Genomic DNA, 21234 nt, shown 5'->3' with positions numbered 1-21234 from the left:
ATTTGAGAGTCGATCGCAACTGTTGAATGTGGGATGATGCGCCTCTCGAGCCTGACCGACTATGCCGTGGTGCTGCTCACCGCCGCCGCGCGCCACTGCGGCGGGCTGGCGCGGATGAACGCCACGTCGCTCGCCGAGGAGACCGGCGTGCCGCTGCCGACCGCGCAGAAGCTGGTCAGCCGGCTCGCGGCGGCGGGGCTGATCGACAGCACGCGCGGCACCGGCGGCGGGATCCGGCTGGCGCGCCCGCCCGCGACGATCACGCTGGCGGACGTGGTCGAGGCGGTGGAGGGGCCGATCGCGCTCACCGCCTGCGTCGACGCCGCCGAGCACGACTGCGCGATCGAGGGCAATTGCCGGGTCAAGCCGCACTGGAACGCGGTCAATGAGGCGGTGCGCGGCGCGCTCGCGGGGGTGACGCTGGCGTCGCTCGCCGCCGCGCCCGCGCCCGCGTCCGAACAGATGAAGGTTGAGGCATAAGATGGCCACGAAGAACGCCGAGGCCCATGCGGCCGTCGCCAAGAAGTATGAGTGGGGCTTCGCCACCGACATCGAGCAGGACTTCGCGCCCAAGGGGCTGAGCGAGGACACCGTCCGCTATATCAGCGCCAAGAAGAATGAGCCCGAGTGGATGCTCGACTGGCGGCTCAAGGCGTTCCGGCTGTGGCAGACGATGCAGGCGCCCGACTGGGCCAAGCTCAACGTCCCCCCGATCGATTATCAGGACGCGTATTACTACGCCGAGCCCAAGCAGAAGAAGACGATCGCGTCGCTCGACGAGCTCGATCCCGAGATCCGGCGCACCTATGAGAAGCTCGGCATCCCGATCCGGGAGCAGGAAGTGCTCGCGGGCGTCGAGGGCGCGCGCAAGGTCGCGGTCGACGCGGTGTTCGACTCGGTCTCGGTCGCGACCACCTTCCGAGAGGAGCTCAAGGCGGCGGGCGTGATCTTCCTGTCGATCAGCGAGGCGATCCGCGAATATCCCGACCTCGTCCGCAAGTGGCTCGGCAAGGTAGTGCCGCAGCGCGACAATTACTTCGCGACGCTCAACTCGGCGGTGTTCTCGGACGGCACCTTCGTCTACGTGCCCGAGGGCGTACGCTGCCCGATGGAGCTCTCCACCTATTTCCGCATCAATGCCGAGAACACCGGCCAGTTCGAGCGCACGCTGATCGTCGCCGACAAGGGCGCGTACGTCAGCTATCTCGAGGGCTGCACCGCGCCGATGCGCGACGAGAACCAGCTCCACGCCGCGGTGGTCGAGCTGGTCGCGCTCGACGACGCCGAGATCAAATATTCCACCGTGCAGAACTGGTATCCCGGCGACGAGAACGGCGTCGGCGGCATCTACAATTTCGTCACCAAGCGCGCGCTCTGCCAAGGCAGGAATAGCAAGGTGAGCTGGACCCAGGTCGAGACCGGATCGGCGATCACCTGGAAATACCCGAGCTGCGTGCTGGCGGGCGAGAACAGCGTCGGCGAGTTCTACTCGGTGGCGGTGACCAACAACCGCCAGCAGGCCGACACCGGCACGAAGATGATCCACCTCGGCAAGGGCTCGCGCTCGACGATCGTGTCGAAGGGCATCTCGGCGGGGCGGTCGGACAACACCTATCGCGGGCTGGTGCGCGTGGCGCCGACCGCGGAGGGCGTGCGCAACTTCACCCAGTGCGACTCGCTGCTGCTGTCGGACCAGTGCGGCGCGCATACCGTGCCGTACATCGAGGTGCGCAATCCCTCGGCGCAGATCGAGCATGAGGCGACGACGTCGAAGATCAGCGAGGACCAGCTGTTCTACGCGATGTCGCGCGGGCTCGACGCCGAGGCGGCGGTGGCGCTGATCGTCAACGGCTTCGCGCGCGAGGTGCTCCAGCAGCTGCCGATGGAGTTTGCGGTCGAGGCGCAGAAGCTGCTCGGAATCTCGCTCGAGGGGAGCGTGGGGTGATGCTTCTTCCCTCCGTCACCCCGGACGTGTTCCGGGAGCCGGCTGTCGGCGCGCCTGACGGTCGGTAGGGTAAGCGGAAGGATGGATCCCGGAGCAAGTCCGGGATGACGATAGACATGCAACGGCCTCCTTCACGCGAGGGAGGAGCTTCAGGAATGACGATGCTCAAGATTGACAACCTTCACGCCGAGATCGACGGCAAGCCGATCCTCAAGGGTCTCACGCTCGAGGTGAACGCCGGCGAGATCCACGCGATCATGGGGCCCAACGGCGCGGGCAAGTCGACGCTCGGCTACGTGCTCGGCGGGCGACCCGGCTATGAGGTGACCGCGGGCTCGGTCACGTTCAACGGCGAGGATCTGCTCGACAAGGAACCGCACGAGCGCGCCGCGGCGGGCGTGTTCCTCGGTTTCCAATATCCGGTCGAGATCCCGGGCGTGTCCAACGTCCAGTTCCTGCGCGAGAGCCTCAACGCGCAGCGCGCGGTGCGTGGCGAGAAGCCGCTGTCGGGCGCGGAGTTCCTCAAGGTGGCGCGCGCGCAGGCGGACGCGCTCGGGCTCCAGCAGGACATGCTCAAGCGCCCGGTCAACGTCGGCTTCTCGGGCGGCGAGAAGAAGCGCAACGAGATGGTGCAGATGGGGATCATCGACCCGATATTCGCGATCCTCGACGAGACCGACTCGGGGCTCGACATCGACGCGCTGCGCGTGGTCGGCGACGGCATCAACCGCATCATGCGCCGGCCCGACAAGGCGGTGCTGCTGATCACTCATTACCAGCGGCTGCTCGACTATGTCCGCCCCGACCGCGTCCACGTGCTGGCGGACGGGCGCATCACGCGCTCGGGCGGGCCGGAGCTGGCGCAGCAGCTCGAGCGCGAGGGCTATGCCGAGGTGGCGGCGTGAGGGTTGGGTTCACGCGAAGCCGCGAAGACGCGAAGAAGATGATTCACGCGGAGGCGCGGAGACGCGGAGGTGTCCCGCGCGCGGCAGCGCGCTCTCATCCTCTCACGCTATATGATGAGGCGCCGCTGACGCGGCGGGGCGTGACTGCTCCGCGTCTTCGCGCCTCCGCGTGCCAACCTCTTCGCGTCTCCGCATCTTCGCGTGAAATGGATGACAAAGGAGCCGCCGCATGAGCGTGCTCGACCTCCCCTCCAACCGCGAGGAAGCGTGGCGCTGGGCCGATCTCGGCGGGATCGCCGCGGCCGCCGCGCTCGCGCCCGTCGCGCGCCCCGACGCGCAGTTCCTCGACCTGCCCGGCGCCAAGCTCCTGTTCGTCGACGGCGAACTGGACGAGGGCGCGAGTGAGCTCCACCGAGTCACGGTCGGCGCGATCGCCTCGAGCGACCATCCGCTCGGCCGCCGCGCCGCGCGCGGCTGGACGCTCCGGCTCGACGCGCAGGCAATCGCCGACCCGGTCCAGGTCGTCCATGTCGCCACCCGCGCGGAGAACCATCTCGGCGCCGCGATCGAGCTGGGCGACGACGCGGTCGCGCAGCTGGTCGAGAGTTTCGTCGGCGCGGGCTGGTCGAACCGCTTCACCAGCGTCCGGCTGGGGCGCGGCGCGCGGCTGTCGCGCGCGGTGCGGCTGACCCAGGCGGCGGGGTTCGTCTCGCTGCGCGACGAGATCGTGCTCGGCGAGGCGGCGAGCTTCGTGGGCACGGTGCTCGCCGCGGGTGACCAGGGCGCGCGCGTCGACGCCGCGCTGACGCTGGCGGGCGAGGGCGGCTACGCCGAGTTCGGCGGCGCGCTGCTGACGCGCGACCGGCTCCAGCAGGAATGCGCGGTGCGCGTGCGCCACGCCGAGCCCAACGGCCAGTCGCACCAGCTGTGGCGCGCGGTCGCGGCCGACCAGTCGCAGGCGAGCCTCGCCGCCGCTGTGGAGGTGGCGCGCCACGCGCAGAAGACCGACGGCGAGCAGTCTCTGCGCGGGCTGCTGCTCCACCGCACCGCGACGGTGAACCTCAAGCCCGAGCTGGAGATCTTCGCCGACGACGTGAAATGCGCGCACGGCGCGACCGTGGGCGAGCTCGACGCGCGCGCGCTGTTCTACATGGAGAGCCGCGGCATCCCGGCGGCGCGCGCCAAGGCGCTGCTGACGCACGCCTTCGTTGCCGACGCGCTCGACCGCATCGCGGACGAGACGGTGCGCGCGGCGTTCGCGGCCGACGCCGCGGCGTGGCTGGAGCGCACGCTGTGACGCTGTCCTGCGCGCGGGATCGGTGCGAAGGGGCGGGGGCGGCGGCTCCCTGGTCCTCGAGCATCGGCGCGCGCGTGGGGCGCGGCCGACTCAACTTACTCAACATTGGGGAGCGCGCATGACCGTCCTGACCGCCGATCCCGCCTCGCGCCCGCTCGACGTCGTCGCGGACTTTCCCGCGATCCCCGCGGGCTGGGCCTATCTCGACACGGCGGCGACGGCGCAGAAGCCGCGCGCGGTGATCGACGCGATCACGCGCGGCTATGACACCGACTATGCCACCGTCCACCGCGGCGTGTACCAGCGCTCCGCCGACATGACGCTGGCCTATGAGGCCGCACGCGAGACCGTCGCGCGCTTCGTCAACGCGCACGCCGACGAGATCGTCTTCGTCCGCGGCGCGACCGAGGCGATCAACCTCGTCGCCCAGTCCTTCGCCGGCACGCGCCTCAAGGCCGGCGACCGCATCCTGCTCTCCACGCTCGAGCACCACAGCAACATCGTGCCGTGGCAGATGGTGGCCGAGCGGGTCGGCGCCGCGATCGACGTGGTGCCGCTCACCGCCGACCAGCGCATCGACCTCGACGCCATGGCGCACATGCTCCGCCCCGAGCACAAGCTCGTCGCGCTCGCGCATGTCTCGAACGTGCTCGGCGCGACGCTCGACGTGCGCCGCGCCAGCGAGCTCGCGCATTCGATCGGCGCGACGATCCTGGTCGACGGCTGCCAGGCGGTGGCGCGGCTGCCGGTCGACGTGCGCGCGCTCGGCTGCGACTTCTACGTCTTCTCCGGGCACAAGCTCTACGGCCCGACCGGGATCGGCGTGCTGTGGGGGCGACGCGAGCTGCTCGACGCGATGCCGCCCTATCAGGGCGGCGGCTCGATGATCGACCGCGTGTCGTTCGAGCGCACCACCTACGCGCCCGCGCCGACCCGCTTCGAGGCGGGCACGCCGCATATCGTCGGCGCGCTCGGGCTCGCCGCCGCGATCGACTATGTGCAGGGGATCGGTCTCGAGCGCATCCACGCGCACGAGACCGCGCTGGTGACGCAGGCGCGCGAGGCGCTCGGCCGGATCAACTCGGTGCGCGTGCTCGGGCCGGCGGACAGCGCCGGGATCGTCTCCTTCGCGATGGAGGGGGTGCATCCGCACGACATCGGCACCATCTTGGACGAGTCGAAGGTGGCGATCCGCGCCGGCCACCATTGCGCGCAGCCGCTGATGGCGGCGCTCGGCGTCGAGGCGACCGCGCGCGCCAGCTTCGGCGTGTACAACGGCCCCGACGACGTCGCCGCGCTCGCCGCGGGGATCGAGCGCGTGGCCCGGATCTTCGGATGACGTTTTTGAATAGGGACGAGGGACGATGAGCGACCCGATCAAGGTCGAGGAAGTCGAGACGGTGCAGGCGCCGCCGCGCGCGAAAGTGTCCGACGCGGTCGAGCCCGCGGTGGCCAGCGCCGCCGAGGGCGCGCGCCAGCGCGACTATCTCGCGGGCTTCCTGGCGCAGCAGCCCGCCGGCGGCGAGGCACCGCACGAGCCCGGCGGGGCGCTGTACGAGGGCGTGATCGACGCGCTCAAGGAGATCTACGACCCGGAGATCCCGGTCAACATCTACGACCTGGGCCTGATCTACGCGGTCGAGGTGACCGACGCCGGCCAGGCGACGGTGACGATGACGCTGACCACGCCGAACTGTCCGGTCGCCGAGTCGATGCCGGGCGAGGTGGAGATGCGCGTCGCCGCGGTGCCGGGGATCGCCTTCGCCGACGTCAACCTGGTGTGGGATCCGCCGTGGGACCCGCAGAAGATGTCGGACGACGCCAAGCTCGAACTGGGGATGCTGTGATGGCCACCACCCTGCGCGCGCGCCCCGCGGCGCTGAACCTCACCGCGAGCGCCGAGGCGCGTATTGCCGAACTGATGGGCAAGGCGCCCGAAGGGGCGGTCGGGGTGAAGCTCTCGACGCCGCGGCGCGGCTGCTCGGGGCTGGCCTATTCGGTCGACTATGTCGACGCGGCCAGCGCGATGGACGAGCGGATCGAGACGCCGGGCGGCGTGCTGTTCGTCGACGGCGCGTCGCTGCTGTACCTGATCGGCTCGACGATGGACTGGGTCGAGGACGATTTCACCGCGGGGTTCGTGTTCGCGAACCCCAACGCCAAGGGCGCGTGCGGGTGCGGGGAGAGCTTCACGGTGTGAGGGGGTGGGTGGTGGCGTGATCCACTACCGTTCGCTCCCGCTCCTCTCCCTTCGCCCCACTCCGTCATTCCCGCGACGGCGGGAACCCAGACACGCTGACGTCTGGTCGTGAAGCGCGACGCTCGCGCGTCTGGATCCCCGCCTTCGCGGGGATGACGAAAGCGTGGGGGTGGCGCGTGAGGGCGGCATCGCGGGCGGTGCGTAGGCAATTCGCAGGCGACTTGGCCTACGCAAACGTGACCCTTCGCCCTCTTCCTCCCGCGCAACAAAACTCCACGGACCCTCCGCCGCGCTGCGGCGTTGCCCGGGTAATGCGAGTCGACCTCTCCTCCGCCGACCTGTGGCGCTCCTTCCGCGCCGACTGGTGGGGCCAGCTGAAGCGCGCCTACACCGCCTCCGACGCCGACAATCTCGGGCTGATCGCGGCGGGTGCGGCCTTCTACATCATCTCCTCGATCGCGCCGATCCTGGCGGTGACGGTGCTCGGCTACGGCCTGTTCGCCGACGCGCAGACGGTGCAGGAGGACATACGCGCGCTCTTCGCCGCCTTCCCTCGCGACGTCGCGGTGCTGATCGGGCAGCAGCTCGACACGGTCGTCTCGGGCTCGCAGGGCAAGAAGGGGCTCGGCATTCTCCTGGCGCTGGCGATCGCGCTGTACGGCGGCAGCAAGGCCGCCACCTCGATGATGACCGCGCTCAACGTCGCCTATGAGGTCAAGGACAAACGTAGCTTCGTCACCTGGACGCTCACCTCCTTCGCGATCGTGCTCGCCGGCGTGGTGCTGGTGCTGACCGGCATCGCCGCGAGCGCGCTGGCCGCGTTCATCGGTACTTTGATCCCCTGGTTCCCCGCGGTGGTGCTGGTGGTGATCCGGGTCGCGACCTATCTCGCGCTCGCGCTACTGGTGATCACCGGCGCGTCGCTGCTGTTCCGCTTCGGGCCCTACCGCCACGGCGCGCGACTGCGCTGGGCGACGCCGGGGACGGTGGTGGCGACCGCGGTATGGCTGCTCGCCAACGTCGCCTTCAGCCTCTACGTCGCCAACTTCGGCAATTACGGCGCGACCTACGGCTCGCTCAGCGCGATCATCGTGGTGCTGACCTGGCTGTGGATCAGTGTCTACGCTTTCCTGCTCGGCGCCGCGCTCGACGTCCAGGCCTATCGCGGCCGGGCTGGTCACGCCGCCATCTCGGACATAGCCACCGCGGCGTCGCGCGGTTAGGGTCCGCATCGACATCATCGCCCGGGGGCCAGACACTTGACCGCGACCACCGACGTCAGCGAGCGCGGGCCGCTCGCGCTCGCCATCATCGACACGCTCGTCCACCGCATCGGCAAGGACGAGCGCGCCGCGCGCCCGCACGACTGGCTCGAGGCGACCATCCTCACGCTGCGCAACGAGATCATCGAGCGCTGGATGGCCTCCACCAAGCAGGCGCACGCTGCCGGCGCCAAGCGGGTCTATTATCTCAGCCTCGAGTTCCTGATCGGCCGGCTGCTGCGCGACACGCTGGCGAATCTGCGCCACCGCGACGAGGTCGGCACCGCGCTGCGCCAGCTCGGCGTCGACCTCGTCGCGATCGAGGAGCTGGAGCCCGACGCCGCGCTCGGCAACGGTGGGCTCGGGCGGCTGGCGGCCTGTTTCATGGAGAGCCTGGCGACGCTCGACCTGCCCGCCTACGGTTACGGCATCCGCTACGTGAACGGCATGTTCCGCCAGCGCATCGACGACGGCTGGCAGGTCGAGCTGCCCGAGACCTGGCTGGCGCACGGCAACCCGTGGGAGTTCGAGCGCCGCGAGAGCGCCTATTTCGTCGGCTTCGGCGGCGAGGTGACCGGCGACGAGGCCGGCCGCGTCCACTGGAAGCCGGGCGAGGCGGTCGAGGCGGTCGCGGTCGACACGCCCGTGGTCGGCTGGCGCGGCAAGCGGGTGAACACGCTGCGGCTGTGGACCGCGCGCAGCCTCGACCCGTTCAAGCTCGACGCCTTCAACCGCGGCGATTTCGAGGGCGCGATGGCGGACCAGCTCCGCGCCGACAGCCTGGTGCGCGTGCTCTACCCCAATGACTCCACCGCGGCGGGGCAGGAGCTGCGACTGCGCCAGGAATATTTCTTCTCCTCGGCGTCGATCCAGGACATCGTCCGCCGCCACATCCAGTATTTCGGCGACATCCGCACGCTGCCGGATCGCGCCGCGATCCAGCTCAACGACACCCACCCCGCGGTGGCGGTCGCCGAGCTGATGCGGCTGCTGGTCGATCACCATGAGCTCGATATGGACGCGGCCTGGGCGATCACCCGCGCCACCTTCGGCTATACCAACCACACCCTGCTGCCCGAGGCGCTGGAGAGCTGGCCGCTGCCGCTGTTCGAGCGGCTGCTGCCGCGGCACATGCAATTGGTCTACGCGATCAACGCCCGGCTGCTGCGCGAGGCGCGCGCCGCCGAGGGGATCGACGATCGTGCCATCGCCGCGATCAGCCTGATCGACGAGGGCGGCGAGCGCCGCGTGCGCATGGCCAACCTCGCCTTCGCGGGCGCGCACAGCGTCAACGGCGTGGCGGCGCTCCACACCCAGCTGATGAAGTCGACCGTCTTCGCCGACCTCCACCGCCTCTACCCCGACCGGATCAACAACAAGACCAACGGCATCACGCCGCGGCGCTGGCTGCAGGGCTGCAATCCGGCCTTGACCGCGCTGATCGCGGAGGCGATCGGGCCCGATTTCACCGACGACGCGCAGAAGCTGCCCGCCCTGGCGCCCTTCGCCGAGGACGCCGGCTTCCGCGAGAAGTTCGCCGCGGTGAAGCGCGCCAACAAGGTCGCGCTGGCCGAGCACGTCCGCGACACGATCGGGTTGCGGCTCGACCCGGACGCGATCTTCGACGTCCAGATCAAGCGCATCCACGAGTATAAGCGCCAGCTGCTCAACCTGATCGAGACGGTGGCGCTGTACGACCAGATCCGCAGTCACCCGGAGCGCGACTGGACCCCGCGGGTCAAGCTGTTCGCGGGCAAGGCCGCGTCGAGCTACGTCAACGCCAAGCTGATCATCAAGCTCGCCAATGACGTGGCGCGCCGGATCAACGGCGATCCCAGCATCGGCGGGCTGCTCAAGGTGGCGTTACTGCCCAATTACAACGTCAGCCTCGCCGAGCGGATGGTCCCGGCGGCCGATCTCTCCGAGCAGATCTCGACCGCGGGCATGGAAGCCTCGGGCACGGGCAACATGAAGTTCGCGCTCAACGGCGCGCTGACGATCGGCACGCTCGACGGCGCCAATATCGAGATCCGCGACCATGTCGGCGCCGAGAATATCGTGATCTTCGGGATGACCGCGGAGGAGGTAGCAGCCCAGCGCGCGGGCGGGTACGCGCCGCGCGCGGTGATCGAAAATTCGGCCGAGCTGGCGCAGGCGGTGAACGCGATCGCCTCTGGCGTGTTCTCTCCGGATGACCCTGACCGCTACCGCGATCTCATGAACGGCCTGTACGACCACGACTGGTTCATGGTCGCCGCCGACTTCGACGCTTATGCCGCCGCGCAGCGCGAGGTCGACCGTCGTTGGGGCGACCGCGACGGCTGGCAGCGCAGCGCGATCCTCAACACCGCCAACATGGGCTGGTTCTCGTCCGACCGAACGATCGGCGACTATGCGCGCGAGATCTGGGGCGTGCTGTGAGACCCCCGGCGGCAGCGATCGACGCGCTGCTCGACGGCACCAGCGCCGACCCGTTCGCGCTGCTCGGCGCGCATGCCGGACCGGAGGGCACGTTCGCGCGCGCCTGGATCCCGGGTGCGGAGAGCGCCGAGCCGCACACGCTCGCGGGCGCACCGCTCGGCGCGCTCGAGCGCGTCGACGACCGCGGCCTGTTCGAGGGAATGATCGATGGCGATCCCCAGCCGCTGCGCTACCGCGCGCGCGGCGGCGGGGCGGAATGGTGGGTGACCGACCCGTACAGCTTCGGCCCCGTGCTCGGCCCGGTCGACGACCTGCTGATGAACGAGGGCACCCATTTCCGCCTCTACGACAAGCTCGGCGCGCACCTGCTTTACCACCAGGGCGCCGAGGGCATGCATTTCGCGGTCTGGGCGCCCAACGCGCGGCGCGTCGCGGTGGTGGGCGACTTCAACGACTGGGACGCGCGCCGTCACGGCATGCGGCTGCGCGCCGACACCGGCGTGTGGGAGATCTTCCTCCCCGACATCGGCGCCGGCCGCGCCTACAAATATGCGATCACCGGCCCCGACGGCGTGATGCAGCCGCTCAAGGCCGACCCGTACGCCTTCGCCGCCGAGCTGCGCCCGAAGACCGCCTCGCTCACCACCGCGCCGCCGACGCACGAGTGGGGCGATGCCGCGCACCGCGACGCCTGGGCCTCGGTCGACCCGCGGCGCGTGCCAATCAGCATCTACGAGGTCCACGCGGGCAGCTGGGATCGCGACGAGAACGGCTGGTATCTCAGCTGGGACCAGCTCGCTGAGCGACTGATCCCCTACGCCGTGGCGATGGGCTTCACCCACATCGAGTTCATGCCGATCTCGGAACATCCCTATGATCCGAGCTGGGGCTATCAGACCACCGGCCTGTTCGCGCCGAGCGCGCGATTCGGCGACCATGAGGGGTTCGCGCGCTTCGTCGACGGCGCGCACCGCGCCGGGCTGGGCGTGCTGCTCGACTGGGTGCCCGCGCATTTCCCGACCGATGCGCACGGTCTCGCGCATTTCGACGGTACCGCGCTCTACGAGCACCAGGACCCGCGGCTGGGCTATCACCCCGACTGGAACACCGCGATCTACAATTTCGGGCGGCGCGAGGTGTCCGCCTTCCTCGTCAACAACGCGATCTTCTGGGCCGAGCGCTACCATGTCGACGGACTGCGCGTCGATGCGGTGGCGTCGATGCTGTACCGCGACTATTCGCGCAAGGCGGGCGAGTGGATCCCCAACAGCGACGGCGGGCGCGAGAATTGGGAGGCGGTCGAGTTCCTGCGCGCCACCAACCGGGCGGTCTACGCGCGCCACCCCGGCGTGATCACCGTGGCGGAGGAATCGACCAGCTGGCCCGGCGTCACCGCGCCCGCCTATGACGAGGCCGCCGCCAGCGCGCTCGGCTTCGGCTTCAAGTGGAACATGGGCTGGATGCACGACACGCTCCAGTACATGGCGCGCGACCCGATCCACCGCCGCCACCACCATCACAACATCACCTTCGGGCTGGTCTACGCCTTCAGCGAGAATTTCGTCCTGCCGATCAGCCACGACGAGGTGGTGCACGGCAAGGGCTCGATGCTCACCAAGATGGCCGGCGACGACTGGCAGAAGTTCGCCAACCTGCGCGCTTATTACGCGATGATGTGGGGCTATCCCGGCAAGAAGCTGCTGTTCATGGGGCAGGAGTTCGCGCAGCGTCAGGAATGGAGCGAGGAACGCGCGCTCGACTGGGGGCTGACCAACTCGTCCGCGCACGACGGCGTGCGCAAGCTCGTGCGCGATCTTAACAAGGTCTATCGCGAGCACCGCGCGCTGCATGCCCGCGACTGTGAACCCGAGGGCTTCGAGTGGCTGATCGACGGCGACGCGGAGAACTCGGTGTTCGCCTGGCTGCGGCGCGCGCCCGGTGCGCCGCCTGTGGCAGTGATCGTCAACATGACGCCGGTGGCACGGATGCCCTATCGCGTGCCGCTGCCGCTCGCGGGGCGCTGGCGCGAGCTGATCAACTCGGACGCGCAGGATTATTGGGGATCGGGACTTGGCAATCTCGGCGGCGTCGTCGCGGCGGCGGGCTATGCTGACGTTACCCTGCCGCCGCTGGCGACCGTGATGCTGGAGTTCGAAGGGTGAACCGCGCTCAGAAGAGCCGCGTGAGCAATGCGATGATCATGGCCCAGGCCAGGATCGAGGGAATGATGGCCGTCATCAGCCCGCGGATCAGACCGTCGGGCGAACGATACGGAAATGCGCGATCCATTGCAGATCCTCTCTTATCATTGTCGTTCCTTGATACGCCATCACTGACTGAGCAACGCGGAATCTGCTCGAGCGTTCCGAACCTAACCGGCACAAGCCCGGCAGTAAAGACGATACAGAGAGGAGTCTGACGTGGACGAACGCAGAGGTCAGCCGCTGGCGCGCGACGCGATGGCCTATGTTCTGGCCGGCGGCCGCGGCAGCCGGCTCAAGGAACTCACCGACACGCGGGCCAAGCCCGCGGTCTACTTCGGCGGCAAGAGCCGGATCATCGATTTCGCGCTGTCCAACGCGATCAACTCGGGCATCCGGCGGATCGGTGTTGCAACGCAATATAAAGCGCACTCGCTGATCCGTCACCTGCAGCGCGGCTGGAACTTCCTGCGGCCCGAGCGCAACGAGAGCTTCGACATCCTGCCGGCGTCGCAGCGGATCAGCGAGTTCCAATGGTATGAGGGCACCGCCGACGCGGTCTACCAGAACATCGACATCATCCAGGATATCGCGCCCGAGTTCATGGTGATCCTGGCGGGCGATCACATCTACAAGATGGACTATGAGATCATGCTGCGGCAGCACTGCGACAGCGGTGCCGACGTCACCGTGGCCTGTCTCGAGGTACCGCGGCACGAGGCGAGCGCATTCGGCGTGATGCACGTCGACGAGCAGGACCGGATCATCGACTTCGTCGAGAAGCCCGCCGACCCACCCTCGATCCCGGGCCAACCCGACCTCGCGCTCGCCAGCCTCGGCATCTACGTCTTCCACACGCGGCTGCTGATCGATCAGCTGCGCCGCGACGCCGCGACCGAAGGCTCCGCGCGCGACTTCGGCAAGGACATCATCCCGTACCTGGTGAAGAACGGCAACGCCTATGCGCACCGCTTCTCCGCCAGCTGCGTCCGTTCGCCCGACGAGCCCGCGGCCTATTGGCGCGACGTCGGCACGGTCGACGCCTATTGGGAGGCGAGCATCGACCTCACCGACGTGGTGCCCCAGCTCGACCTGTACGACCGCGAGTGGCCGCTGTGGACCTATTCCGAGCTCACGCCGCCCGCCAAGTTCGTCCACGACATCGAGGGGCGGCGCGGCCAGGCGGTGTCGAGCCTGATCGCGGGCGACACGATCATCTCGGGCTCGAACGTGCATCGCAGCCTGGTATCGACCGGCGTGCGCGCGCACAGTTTCTCGTCGCTCGACGAGGCGGTGGTGCTGCCGCATTGCCACATCGGCCGCGGCGCCAAGCTGAGCAAGGTAGTGCTCGACCGCGGCGTGATCATCCCCGACGGGCTGATCGTCGGCGAGGATCCCGAGGCCGACGCGCAGCGCTTCCGCCGCACCGACAAGGGCGTCTGCCTGATCACCCAGCCGATGATCGATCGCCTCGGCTGACATGGCGATCTCCGTCCTCTCGGTCGCGTCCGAGGCCTATCCGCTGGTGAAGACCGGGGGTTTGGGCGACGTGGTCGGCGCGCTGCCCGCGGCGCTCGCGCCTTATGGTGTCGAGGTGACCACTTTCCTGCCGGGCTACCCGCGCGTCCTCGCCGCATTGGAGGCTGATGCCGCCCACGGTAAGCGCGCGCGTACTCGTGCTTGGGCGAACGCCGGAGCCCAGGGCCACAAGGGTGACGAGCGCGGCCCGGGGCTCCTGCGTGCGCGGGAGCACGATGGTTCAGGCGAGGTGAGTCACGGACTGGGCGCGCCGCTGCACCGCTGGCCCGACCTGCTCGGCGCGCCGGCGCAGCTGCTCGAGGGCGAGATCGCGGGGCATCGCCTGCTGGTGCTCGACGCGCCCGGCTATTTCGCGCGCGAGGGCGGCCCCTATGGCGACCCGGCCGGGCGCGACTGGGACGACAATTGGCGCCGCTTCGCCGCCTTCGCGCGCGCCGCGGCGGACGTCGCCGGGGGTGCCGTCGGTGGCGAGCGCTACGACGTGCTCCACGCGCACGACTGGCAGTCGGGGCTGGCGCCGGCCTATCTCCGCTTCGCGCCGCCCGCGCCCGAAGCACCGCGCACGGTCATGACGATCCACAACATCGCCTTCCAGGGCCGCTACGACGCGAGCATCTTCGCCTCGCTGGCGCTGCCCGCGCTCGCCTTCGCGGTCGACGGCGTCGAATATTACGGCGGGGTCGGCTACCTCAAAGCCGGGCTCGAATCCGCCGACGCGATCACCACGGTGAGCCCAACCTACGCGCGCGAGATTCTCTCGCCCGACTTCGGCATGGGGCTGGAGGGGCTGATCCGCACGCGCCAGCGCCGCGTCAGCGGGATCGTCAACGGCATCGACACCGCGGTGTGGTCGCCGTCCGCCGACCCGTCGCTGCCGGCGCGCTACGACGCCGCCACGCTCGACCGCCGCGCCGCCAACAAGCGCGCGGTGGAGAAGGCCTTCGCGCTCGACGTTGGTGACGGTCCGATCTTCTGCGTCGTCAGCCGACTGACATGGCAGAAAGGGATGGACGTGCTCGCCGACGCCATCCCCGCCCTGGTCGAGCGCGGCGCGCGGCTGGCGCTGCTCGGCTCGGGTGACGCCTGGCTCGAACAGGCCTTCCGCGACGCCGCCGAGCGCTTCCCCGGCCAGGTCGGCGTGCGGCTCGGCTATGACGAGGCGCTGTCGCACCTGCTCCAGGCGGGCAGCGACGCGATCCTGATCCCGTCGCGCTTCGAGCCGTGCGGGCTGACCCAGCTCTACGGCCTCGCCTACGGCTGCGTTCCCGTGGTGGCGCGCACCGGCGGGCTCGCCGACACCGTGATCCACGCCAATGCCGCCGCGCTGGCGGCGGGGGTTGCCACCGGTATTCAGTTCGATACCGTCACGTATGAGTCACTCGTGGGTGCGATCGCACTGGCGACCGACCTCTTCGCCGATGCCGAGCGCTGGGAGCAGATCCAGCGCGCCGGCATGGCGGCCGATTTCTCATGGGCGACGAGTGGTCGCCGTTACGCGTCATTGTACAGGGAGCTGCTCGCGGCATGATCGTCACCACCGCCACCACGCCGTTCGACGACCAGAAGCCCGGCACCTCGGGGCTGCGCAAGAAGGTGCGCGTGTTCGAGCAGCCCAACTACGCCGAGAACTTCATCCAGTCGGTGTTCGACGTGGTCGAAGGCAAGCAGGGCGCGACGCTCGTGATCGGCGGCGACGGTCGCTACCTCAACCGGGTCGTGATCCAGAAGGCGATCCGCATGGCCGCGGCCGCCGGCTTCGCACGCGTCGTGGTGGGGCAGGGCGGCATCCTCTCGACCCCCGCCGCCTCGAATGTGATCCGCCAGCGCGGCGCGCTCGGCGGGCTGGTGCTGTCGGCGAGCCACAATCCCGGCGGCCCCGACGAGGATTTCGGGATCAAGTACAATGTCGCGAACGGCGGCCCCGCGCCCGAGAAGGTGACCGAGGCGATCCACGCGCGCACCCTCTCGCTGAGCGAGTGGCACGCCGCTGACAGCGCCGACATCGACCTCGACTCGCTCGGCGAGGTGACCGTGGAGGGCATGACGGTCGAGGTGATCGATCCCGTCGCGGACTATGCCGCGCTGATGGAGCGATTGTTCGACTTCGCCGCGATCCGCGCCGCCGGGCTGACCGTGGCATTCGACGCGATGAGCGCGGTGACCGGGCCGTACGCGACCGAGATCCTCGAGCGCCGGCTCGGCTTCGCGCCGGGCACGGTGCGCAACGGCACGCCGCTGGAGGATTTCGGCGGCCATCATCCCGACCCCAACCTCGTCCACGCGCATGAGCTGTACGAGCTGATGATGTCCGCCGACGCGCCCGACTTCGGCGCGGCCTCGGACGGCGACGGCGACCGCAACCTCATCATCGGGCGCAGCCGCTTCGTCACCCCCTCGGACAGCCTCGCGATGCTCGCCGCCAACGCGCATCTCGCGCCGGGGTACAAGGACGGGCTCAAGGGCATCGCGCGCTCGATGCCGACCAGCGCGGCGGCCGATCGCGTCGCCGAGAAGCTCGGTATCCCTTCCTACGAGACGCCGACCGGCTGGAAGTTCTTCGGCAATCTGCTCGACGCCGGCATGGCGACGATCTGCGGCGAGGAGAGCGCGGGTACCGGCAGCGATCACGTCCGCGAGAAGGACGGGCTGTGGGCGGTGCTGCTGTGGCTCAACATCCTTGCGGGGACGGGCAAGAGCGTCGACCAGATCGCGCGCGAGCATTGGGCCACCTACGGCCGCAACTATTACGCGCGCCACGACTATGAGGGCGTCGACAGCGCCGCGGCGGACACGCTGATGCGCGAGTTGCGCGGCAAGCTCGCGTCGCTGCCGGGCACGTCGGTCGCCGGGCTGACGATCGCCGAGGCCGACGACTTCGCCTATGAGGACCCGACCGACGCGTCGGTCAGCCGCAACCAGGGCGTGCGCGTGCTGTTCGAGGGCGGCAGCCGCGTCGTCTTCCGCCTTTCGGGCACCGGCACCAGCGGCGCGACGCTGCGCGTCTATCTCGAGCGCTATGAGCCAGCGGGCGGCCAGCTCGACGAGGAGACGGGCGACATGCTCGCCGACATCGTCGCCGCGGCCGAGCAACTCGCCGCGATCCGCCAGCACACCGGCCGCGAGCGCCCCGACGTCGTGACGTGACCGCGACGATCGAGGCGGGCGGCGTCACCTTCACGGTGCGCGCGCCCGCCGCGGCGGCGTTGTGGCTGTGCCTGTTCGACGGCGAGGAGGAACACCGTATCGCGATGGCGCGCGACGGCGAGGGTTGGCGCGTCCATGTCGCCGGCATCGGCGAGGGCACGCGCTATGGCTTGCGCGCGGAGGGTGAGCCGCCGTTCGACTTGGCCAAGCTGCTCGTCGACCCGCACGCGATCGAGCTCGACCGACCGTTCGCTTATGACCCGCGGCTGGCCGAGCGGGGCGCCGATACCGCCGCGCTGGTGCCGAGAGCGATCGTGCGCGCCCCGCTGCGCACGCTCGACCTCCCGCCGCTCCTGCGCGCGGGCGGCCTGATCTACGAGATCAACGTCCGCGGCTTCACCATGCTGCACCCCGACGTGCCCGCGGCACAGCGCGGCACGGTCGCCGCGCTGGCGCACCCCGCGGTGATCGCGCACCTGCGCAAGATCGGGGTCGACGCGGTCGAGCTGATGCCGATCACGGCCTGGATCGACGAGCGCCACCTGCCGTCGCTGGGGCTGCGCAACGCCTGGGGCTACAACCCGGTCGTGCCGATGGCGCTCGACCCGCGCCTGGTGCCCGGCGGCGTGCGCGAGCTGCGCGAGACGGTCGCGGCGCTGCGCGCGGCGGGGATCGGCACGATCCTCGACCTCGTCTTCAACCACACCGGCGAGAGCGACGAGCTCGGCCCGACGCTGTCGCTGCGCGGGCTCGACGACACGGCCTATGCGCGCGCGCCCGACGGCACGCTGATCAACGACACGGGCACGGGCAACACGCTCGACTTCGCGCGAGGCTGGGTGCGCGCGCTGGTGCGCGACTCGCTGCGCCACTTCGTCGCGCAGGCGGGCGTCGACGGTTTCCGCTTCGACCTCGCCACGGTGATGGCGCGCGGGCCGGGCTTCGCCGCCGATGCGCCGATCTTCGCCGAGATCGCCGCCGACCCGCTGCTGCGCGATCGCGTGATGATCGCCGAGCCGTGGGACACCGGCCCGGGCGGCTACCGGCTCGGCGCCTTCCCGCCGGGCTGGTGGGAGTGGAACGACCGCTACCGCGACGACGTGCGCCGCTTCTGGCGCGGCGATGGCGGCGCGGGCGCGCTGGCGACACGGCTGTCGGGTTCGAGCGACGTGTTCGGGGCGGAGCGCACGCGCGGGGTCAGCTTCGTCGCCGCGCATGACGGCTTCGCGCTCGCCGACCTGGTCTCCCACGCCGACCGCCACAACCATGCCAACGGCGAGGACAATCGCGACGGCCACGGCGGCGAGATCGCGTGGAACAACGGCGTCGAGGGGGAGAGCGACGATCCCGCGGTGCTGGCGCGGCGCCGCGCCGACGCGCGCGCACTGCTCGCGACACTGTTCGCCACGCGGGGCACCATCATGCTCACCGCGGGCGACGAGTTCCGCCGCAGCCAGCGCGGTAACAACAACGCCTATGCGCAGGACAATGCCACGACCTGGCTCGACTGGACCGGCCGCGACGTCGCGCTGGAGGACTTCGTCGCCGAGCTGGCGGCCGCTCGCGGCGCCGTGCCGGCACTGCGTGATCCGGCCCTGCGCCACGACGCGCGGTGGTACCGGCTCGACGGCACGCCGATGCGCGGCGCCGACTGGGACGGCGCGGACGGCTTCGAGCTGCGGCTACCCGAGCTCACCGTCCGCGTCGATCGCCCGGAGCGGCGGGTGGAGCTGCGTGCCGCGCCGCTCAGGCGCTGATCGCGACCGGGGCGGCGTTGCTGCTCGCCTCGGCGACGCGGCGTAGTTCGTGCGAGTTGAGCGCCTTCATGAACTCGCAGCCGAACACGTCGCCGTCGTGCCAAGCGATCCGCGCGTGATGCTCGCTGCCCCCCGGCAGCGAGAATTTGAGCAGCGTCCCGGCCGCGAGCGGCAGCGAGATGCGCGCGCGCAGCCCGTTGGCCGAGACGTCGAGGATGGTCACCGAGATGGCGAGCCGCGCCATGGCGCGGCACTCGGTATGGAAGCGCGGGTCGCGCCGTTTGTCGATATCAGGCTGCGAGGCCACGCGGAACATCCCCCCTTGGTGTCGGGGGACGTTAGCACGCACTGGTTAACGATCAGTAAGGCGGGATGAACGCGGCGCAAGGAGTGGAGCGGGTGAAGGGAATCGAACCCTCGTCGTAAGCTTGGGAAGGCAAGGTGGATTGATGCCAAGGAGAGGAAAAGTTCACGAATACGCTCGAGTAAGGCTCTAAAATCGAGAACAGACCAGAAACATCGAGCGCTTTTACCGCAGATTTACCGCAACCTGTCTACCCCAGGGGGCAGCCTGCTGGGTCACGTGAATTTATCGATGGCGTCTAACAAATCGACAATCCCGACATAGGGATTGATTTGATATGGCTTGCTCCGGCCGGATTCGGCGTTCTCGACGCCGCGCTTGTTCAAGCGCGCGCCTCGCCGCTTGGCGTCCGGGATCAGCTTCTTTATCGAGTCAAACAGTGATGCTGAAGATTTGTCATAGTCGCAGCCACAAACCTTTTTGACCTCCTGGTTAAGCGCGCTATTCTTCTTCAGATCGTCGAAATTTTGATAGGGCGCATCAGTGTCAATGAAATGAAGAAGGATCCAATATTCAAAGCACACATTGCACAGCGCGACCTTGACATCTGCGCCGCTTGCCTTGCTAATAGCTCTTGAATGAAGCTCATCAGAATATTTCGCGATACTTTCCCGATCATAAACGACCCAAAACTCGTCCTCAGGTAAAGAATCCGCAGACTTCTTTGCCTTGATCGCCTCGTCGACAAGCTGAACTGCTGTATTCTTACGCGTCGGCTCCACTTCCACGACAGATTTGCGCGCTTCGCTATCGAGAGTGGCGATATATCCCTTAAGATAATTCGGCTCCGTCTTCTCGCCTTCGCAAAAAATCTTGAGTGTTTTTAGAGGCTTCTGGTTTGCCGGCTTGCGGGGCTTAGGCATCGGCGACGTCCTGTTGGAACGACGCTTTAGCTGCAAGCGCGCCCAAAATAGCTTCTTTGACCTTACCGTAGGAAACTCTGGGAAGTGCGCCCAACCTTCCATCCCGATAAAATGATTCGAAGGGGCTGTCGTGACGCACGTATTTACGATCGTATTCATCCAGACTCTTCAGGGATGATGAGCCCTTGTCTTTGGTGACGAACCAGATCTGATCACGGCGAAGCGATGACGAGTCCAGTATGTTGGTGTCGTGGGTAGTAAATATAATTTGCGCACCTCTCCTATTGATCTGATCATCATGAAAAAGGCGCAAGATCAAATCAACTATGTCAGTATGGAAATGAGCATCGATTTCGTCGAACGCTAGGACGGCGCCCTTTTCAAATGTTTCAAGCACTAAGGGTAGAATATGGAGGAGGCGTGTTGTCCCATCAGACATCTCATCAGAATCGAAAGCGATGAGGTCTCCAGATTGCGACTGTATCCAATACCGGGCAGACAGCCTATTTTGCGCTAGGATTATCTCTTTTAGGTCTTCAGGCATGCCGTCTGGCAGCTTTATGTCGTCCGCGCCTTCCTTCTCTTCCATTGTAACCTTGGTCACGCCAGTGTCAGCCAGGCAGACTAATTCGCTGACTGCCGCCAAAGTCGATGCGTCAGTCAGGGGAAGAAGTGAGAATAGATTGTTGCCGGCCGGGATGTTAGAAATATCAGCGAAATACCTATAAATTTCCCTGATAAACTCCGGAGAGGAAGCGTCATTTCCGGCACGAGAAAGATACGCCGCATTGGGAAAGAATGGAAATCGTCGATTCCCACCTTTGAAGTTTCCCCCAAACTTTATAGTTTCCCATGTGTCGTCGGGACCGCGCTCAAAGATCGTTGCTCGAACACGACGCGCATACGAATACAGGCGCTCTTCAAGAATCCTGTTCTTCGAAAAAGCTAGTTCATAGCGGTATCTCACGCCCGATGGCACAACGAACTCGATCTCAAGGCGCACAGGTTGACTCTGTCCTGCCTTCGACAGACGAAAAGGCTCATATGGCGGAATGGATTGGCCTTCCTTTCTGCCACCTGAGGATTGAACAATCCACTTCACCGCCATCAAAGCCGTGAGCAGGTTGGACTTGCCGGAAGCATTTGCTCCAAGGATCGCGGCAGAGCGAAGAACGCCAATACGGCCCTCTTCAATCAGGGTAAAATTCGACGAATGCCTGGTGCGCGCGCCCTCGACGTTCATGCTTAACATCTGATCTTCTTGGAAAGATCGAAAATTCGACATCGATAGATCGATGATCATGTTCAGTATCGCTTTCAACGGCCAATTATGCGG

General features: G+C 67.8%; 17 protein-coding genes. 14 read left to right on the top strand and 3 right to left on the bottom strand.

The window, feature by feature from the left end; all coding sequences use genetic code 11:
- Positions 1-36: 36 nt before the first annotated feature.
- The 14 genes from K7957_RS06890 (at position 37) to K7957_RS06825 (ending at position 18671) form a co-directional block, all read left to right on the top strand.
- On the top strand, positions 37-480 hold the full coding sequence (locus tag K7957_RS06890; protein WP_223011257.1) for an SUF system Fe-S cluster assembly regulator: 444 nt from the start codon (positions 37-39) through the stop codon (positions 478-480).
- 1 nt (position 481) lies between these two features.
- On the top strand, positions 482-1945 hold the full coding sequence (gene sufB / locus K7957_RS06885) for a Fe-S cluster assembly protein SufB (protein ID WP_223011256.1): 1464 nt from the start codon (positions 482-484) through the stop codon (positions 1943-1945).
- 161 nt (positions 1946-2106) lie between these two features.
- Positions 2107-2850, top strand: coding sequence for a Fe-S cluster assembly ATPase SufC (sufC, locus tag K7957_RS06880; RefSeq protein ID WP_223011762.1), 744 nt, complete (start codon positions 2107-2109; stop codon positions 2848-2850).
- Between the two features lie 229 nt (positions 2851-3079).
- Positions 3080-4147 (top strand): SufD family Fe-S cluster assembly protein, encoded by a 1068-nt coding sequence (locus K7957_RS06875; protein ID WP_223011255.1) that lies wholly within the window; start codon positions 3080-3082, stop codon positions 4145-4147.
- A gap of 118 nt (positions 4148-4265) precedes the next feature.
- On the top strand, positions 4266-5486 hold the full coding sequence (locus tag K7957_RS06870; protein ID WP_223011254.1) for an aminotransferase class V-fold PLP-dependent enzyme: 1221 nt from the start codon (positions 4266-4268) through the stop codon (positions 5484-5486).
- Between the two features lie 25 nt (positions 5487-5511).
- A complete protein-coding gene (locus K7957_RS06865; protein WP_223011253.1) occupies positions 5512-5994 on the top strand; it encodes an SUF system Fe-S cluster assembly protein in 483 nt (160 codons plus the stop codon).
- Positions 5994-6347 (top strand): HesB/IscA family protein, encoded by a 354-nt coding sequence (locus tag K7957_RS06860; RefSeq protein WP_223011252.1) that lies wholly within the window; start codon positions 5994-5996, stop codon positions 6345-6347. Before K7957_RS06865 ends, K7957_RS06860 begins: the two co-directional genes overlap by 1 nt.
- Before the next feature lie 311 nt (positions 6348-6658).
- Positions 6659-7570, top strand: coding sequence for a YihY/virulence factor BrkB family protein (locus tag K7957_RS06855; protein WP_223011251.1), 912 nt, complete (start codon positions 6659-6661; stop codon positions 7568-7570).
- Positions 7571-7606: 36 nt separating this feature from the next.
- Complete coding sequence (locus tag K7957_RS06850) at positions 7607-10030, top strand: glycogen/starch/alpha-glucan phosphorylase (protein ID WP_223011250.1); 2424 nt, start codon at positions 7607-7609, stop codon at positions 10028-10030.
- Positions 10027-12192, top strand: a complete 2166-nt coding sequence (gene glgB, locus K7957_RS06845; protein ID WP_223011249.1) for a 1,4-alpha-glucan branching protein GlgB — start codon at positions 10027-10029, stop codon at positions 12190-12192. The genes K7957_RS06850 and glgB overlap by 4 nt, the downstream gene beginning before the upstream one ends.
- A gap of 258 nt (positions 12193-12450) precedes the next feature.
- On the top strand, positions 12451-13710 hold the full coding sequence (gene glgC / locus K7957_RS06840; RefSeq protein ID WP_223011248.1) for a glucose-1-phosphate adenylyltransferase: 1260 nt from the start codon (positions 12451-12453) through the stop codon (positions 13708-13710).
- A gap of 1 nt (position 13711) precedes the next feature.
- A complete protein-coding gene (glgA, locus tag K7957_RS06835) occupies positions 13712-15298 on the top strand; it encodes a glycogen synthase GlgA (RefSeq protein WP_223011247.1) in 1587 nt (528 codons plus the stop codon).
- On the top strand, positions 15295-16914 hold the full coding sequence (locus tag K7957_RS06830; RefSeq protein ID WP_223011246.1) for an alpha-D-glucose phosphate-specific phosphoglucomutase: 1620 nt from the start codon (positions 15295-15297) through the stop codon (positions 16912-16914). Before glgA ends, K7957_RS06830 begins: the two co-directional genes overlap by 4 nt.
- Positions 16911-18671, top strand: a complete 1761-nt coding sequence (locus K7957_RS06825; RefSeq protein ID WP_343228332.1) for a glycogen debranching protein — start codon at positions 16911-16913, stop codon at positions 18669-18671. Before K7957_RS06830 ends, K7957_RS06825 begins: the two co-directional genes overlap by 4 nt.
- Here K7957_RS06825 and K7957_RS06820 read toward each other — a convergent pair.
- The 3 genes from K7957_RS06820 to K7957_RS06810 form a co-directional block, all read right to left on the bottom strand.
- Positions 18661-18978, bottom strand: coding sequence for a PilZ domain-containing protein (locus tag K7957_RS06820; protein WP_223011245.1), 318 nt, complete (start codon positions 18976-18978; stop codon positions 18661-18663). The two genes, K7957_RS06825 and K7957_RS06820, sit on opposite strands and share 11 nt — an antisense overlap.
- Positions 18979-19250: 272 nt before the next feature.
- Positions 19251-19898, bottom strand: coding sequence for an RloB family protein (locus K7957_RS06815; RefSeq protein ID WP_223011244.1), 648 nt, complete (start codon positions 19896-19898; stop codon positions 19251-19253).
- A complete protein-coding gene (locus K7957_RS06810; RefSeq protein ID WP_223011243.1) occupies positions 19891-21201 on the bottom strand; it encodes an AAA family ATPase in 1311 nt (436 codons plus the stop codon). The genes K7957_RS06815 and K7957_RS06810 overlap by 8 nt, the downstream gene beginning before the upstream one ends.
- Positions 21202-21234: the final 33 nt, after the last annotated feature.

It is taken from the genome of Sphingomonas yunnanensis (assembly GCF_019898765.1).
Taxonomy (GTDB): Bacteria; Pseudomonadota; Alphaproteobacteria; order Sphingomonadales; family Sphingomonadaceae; genus Sphingomonas; species Sphingomonas yunnanensis.
The sequence above is the reverse complement of the archived record's forward strand: the minus strand, read 5'-3'. Positions and strand labels throughout refer to the sequence as shown.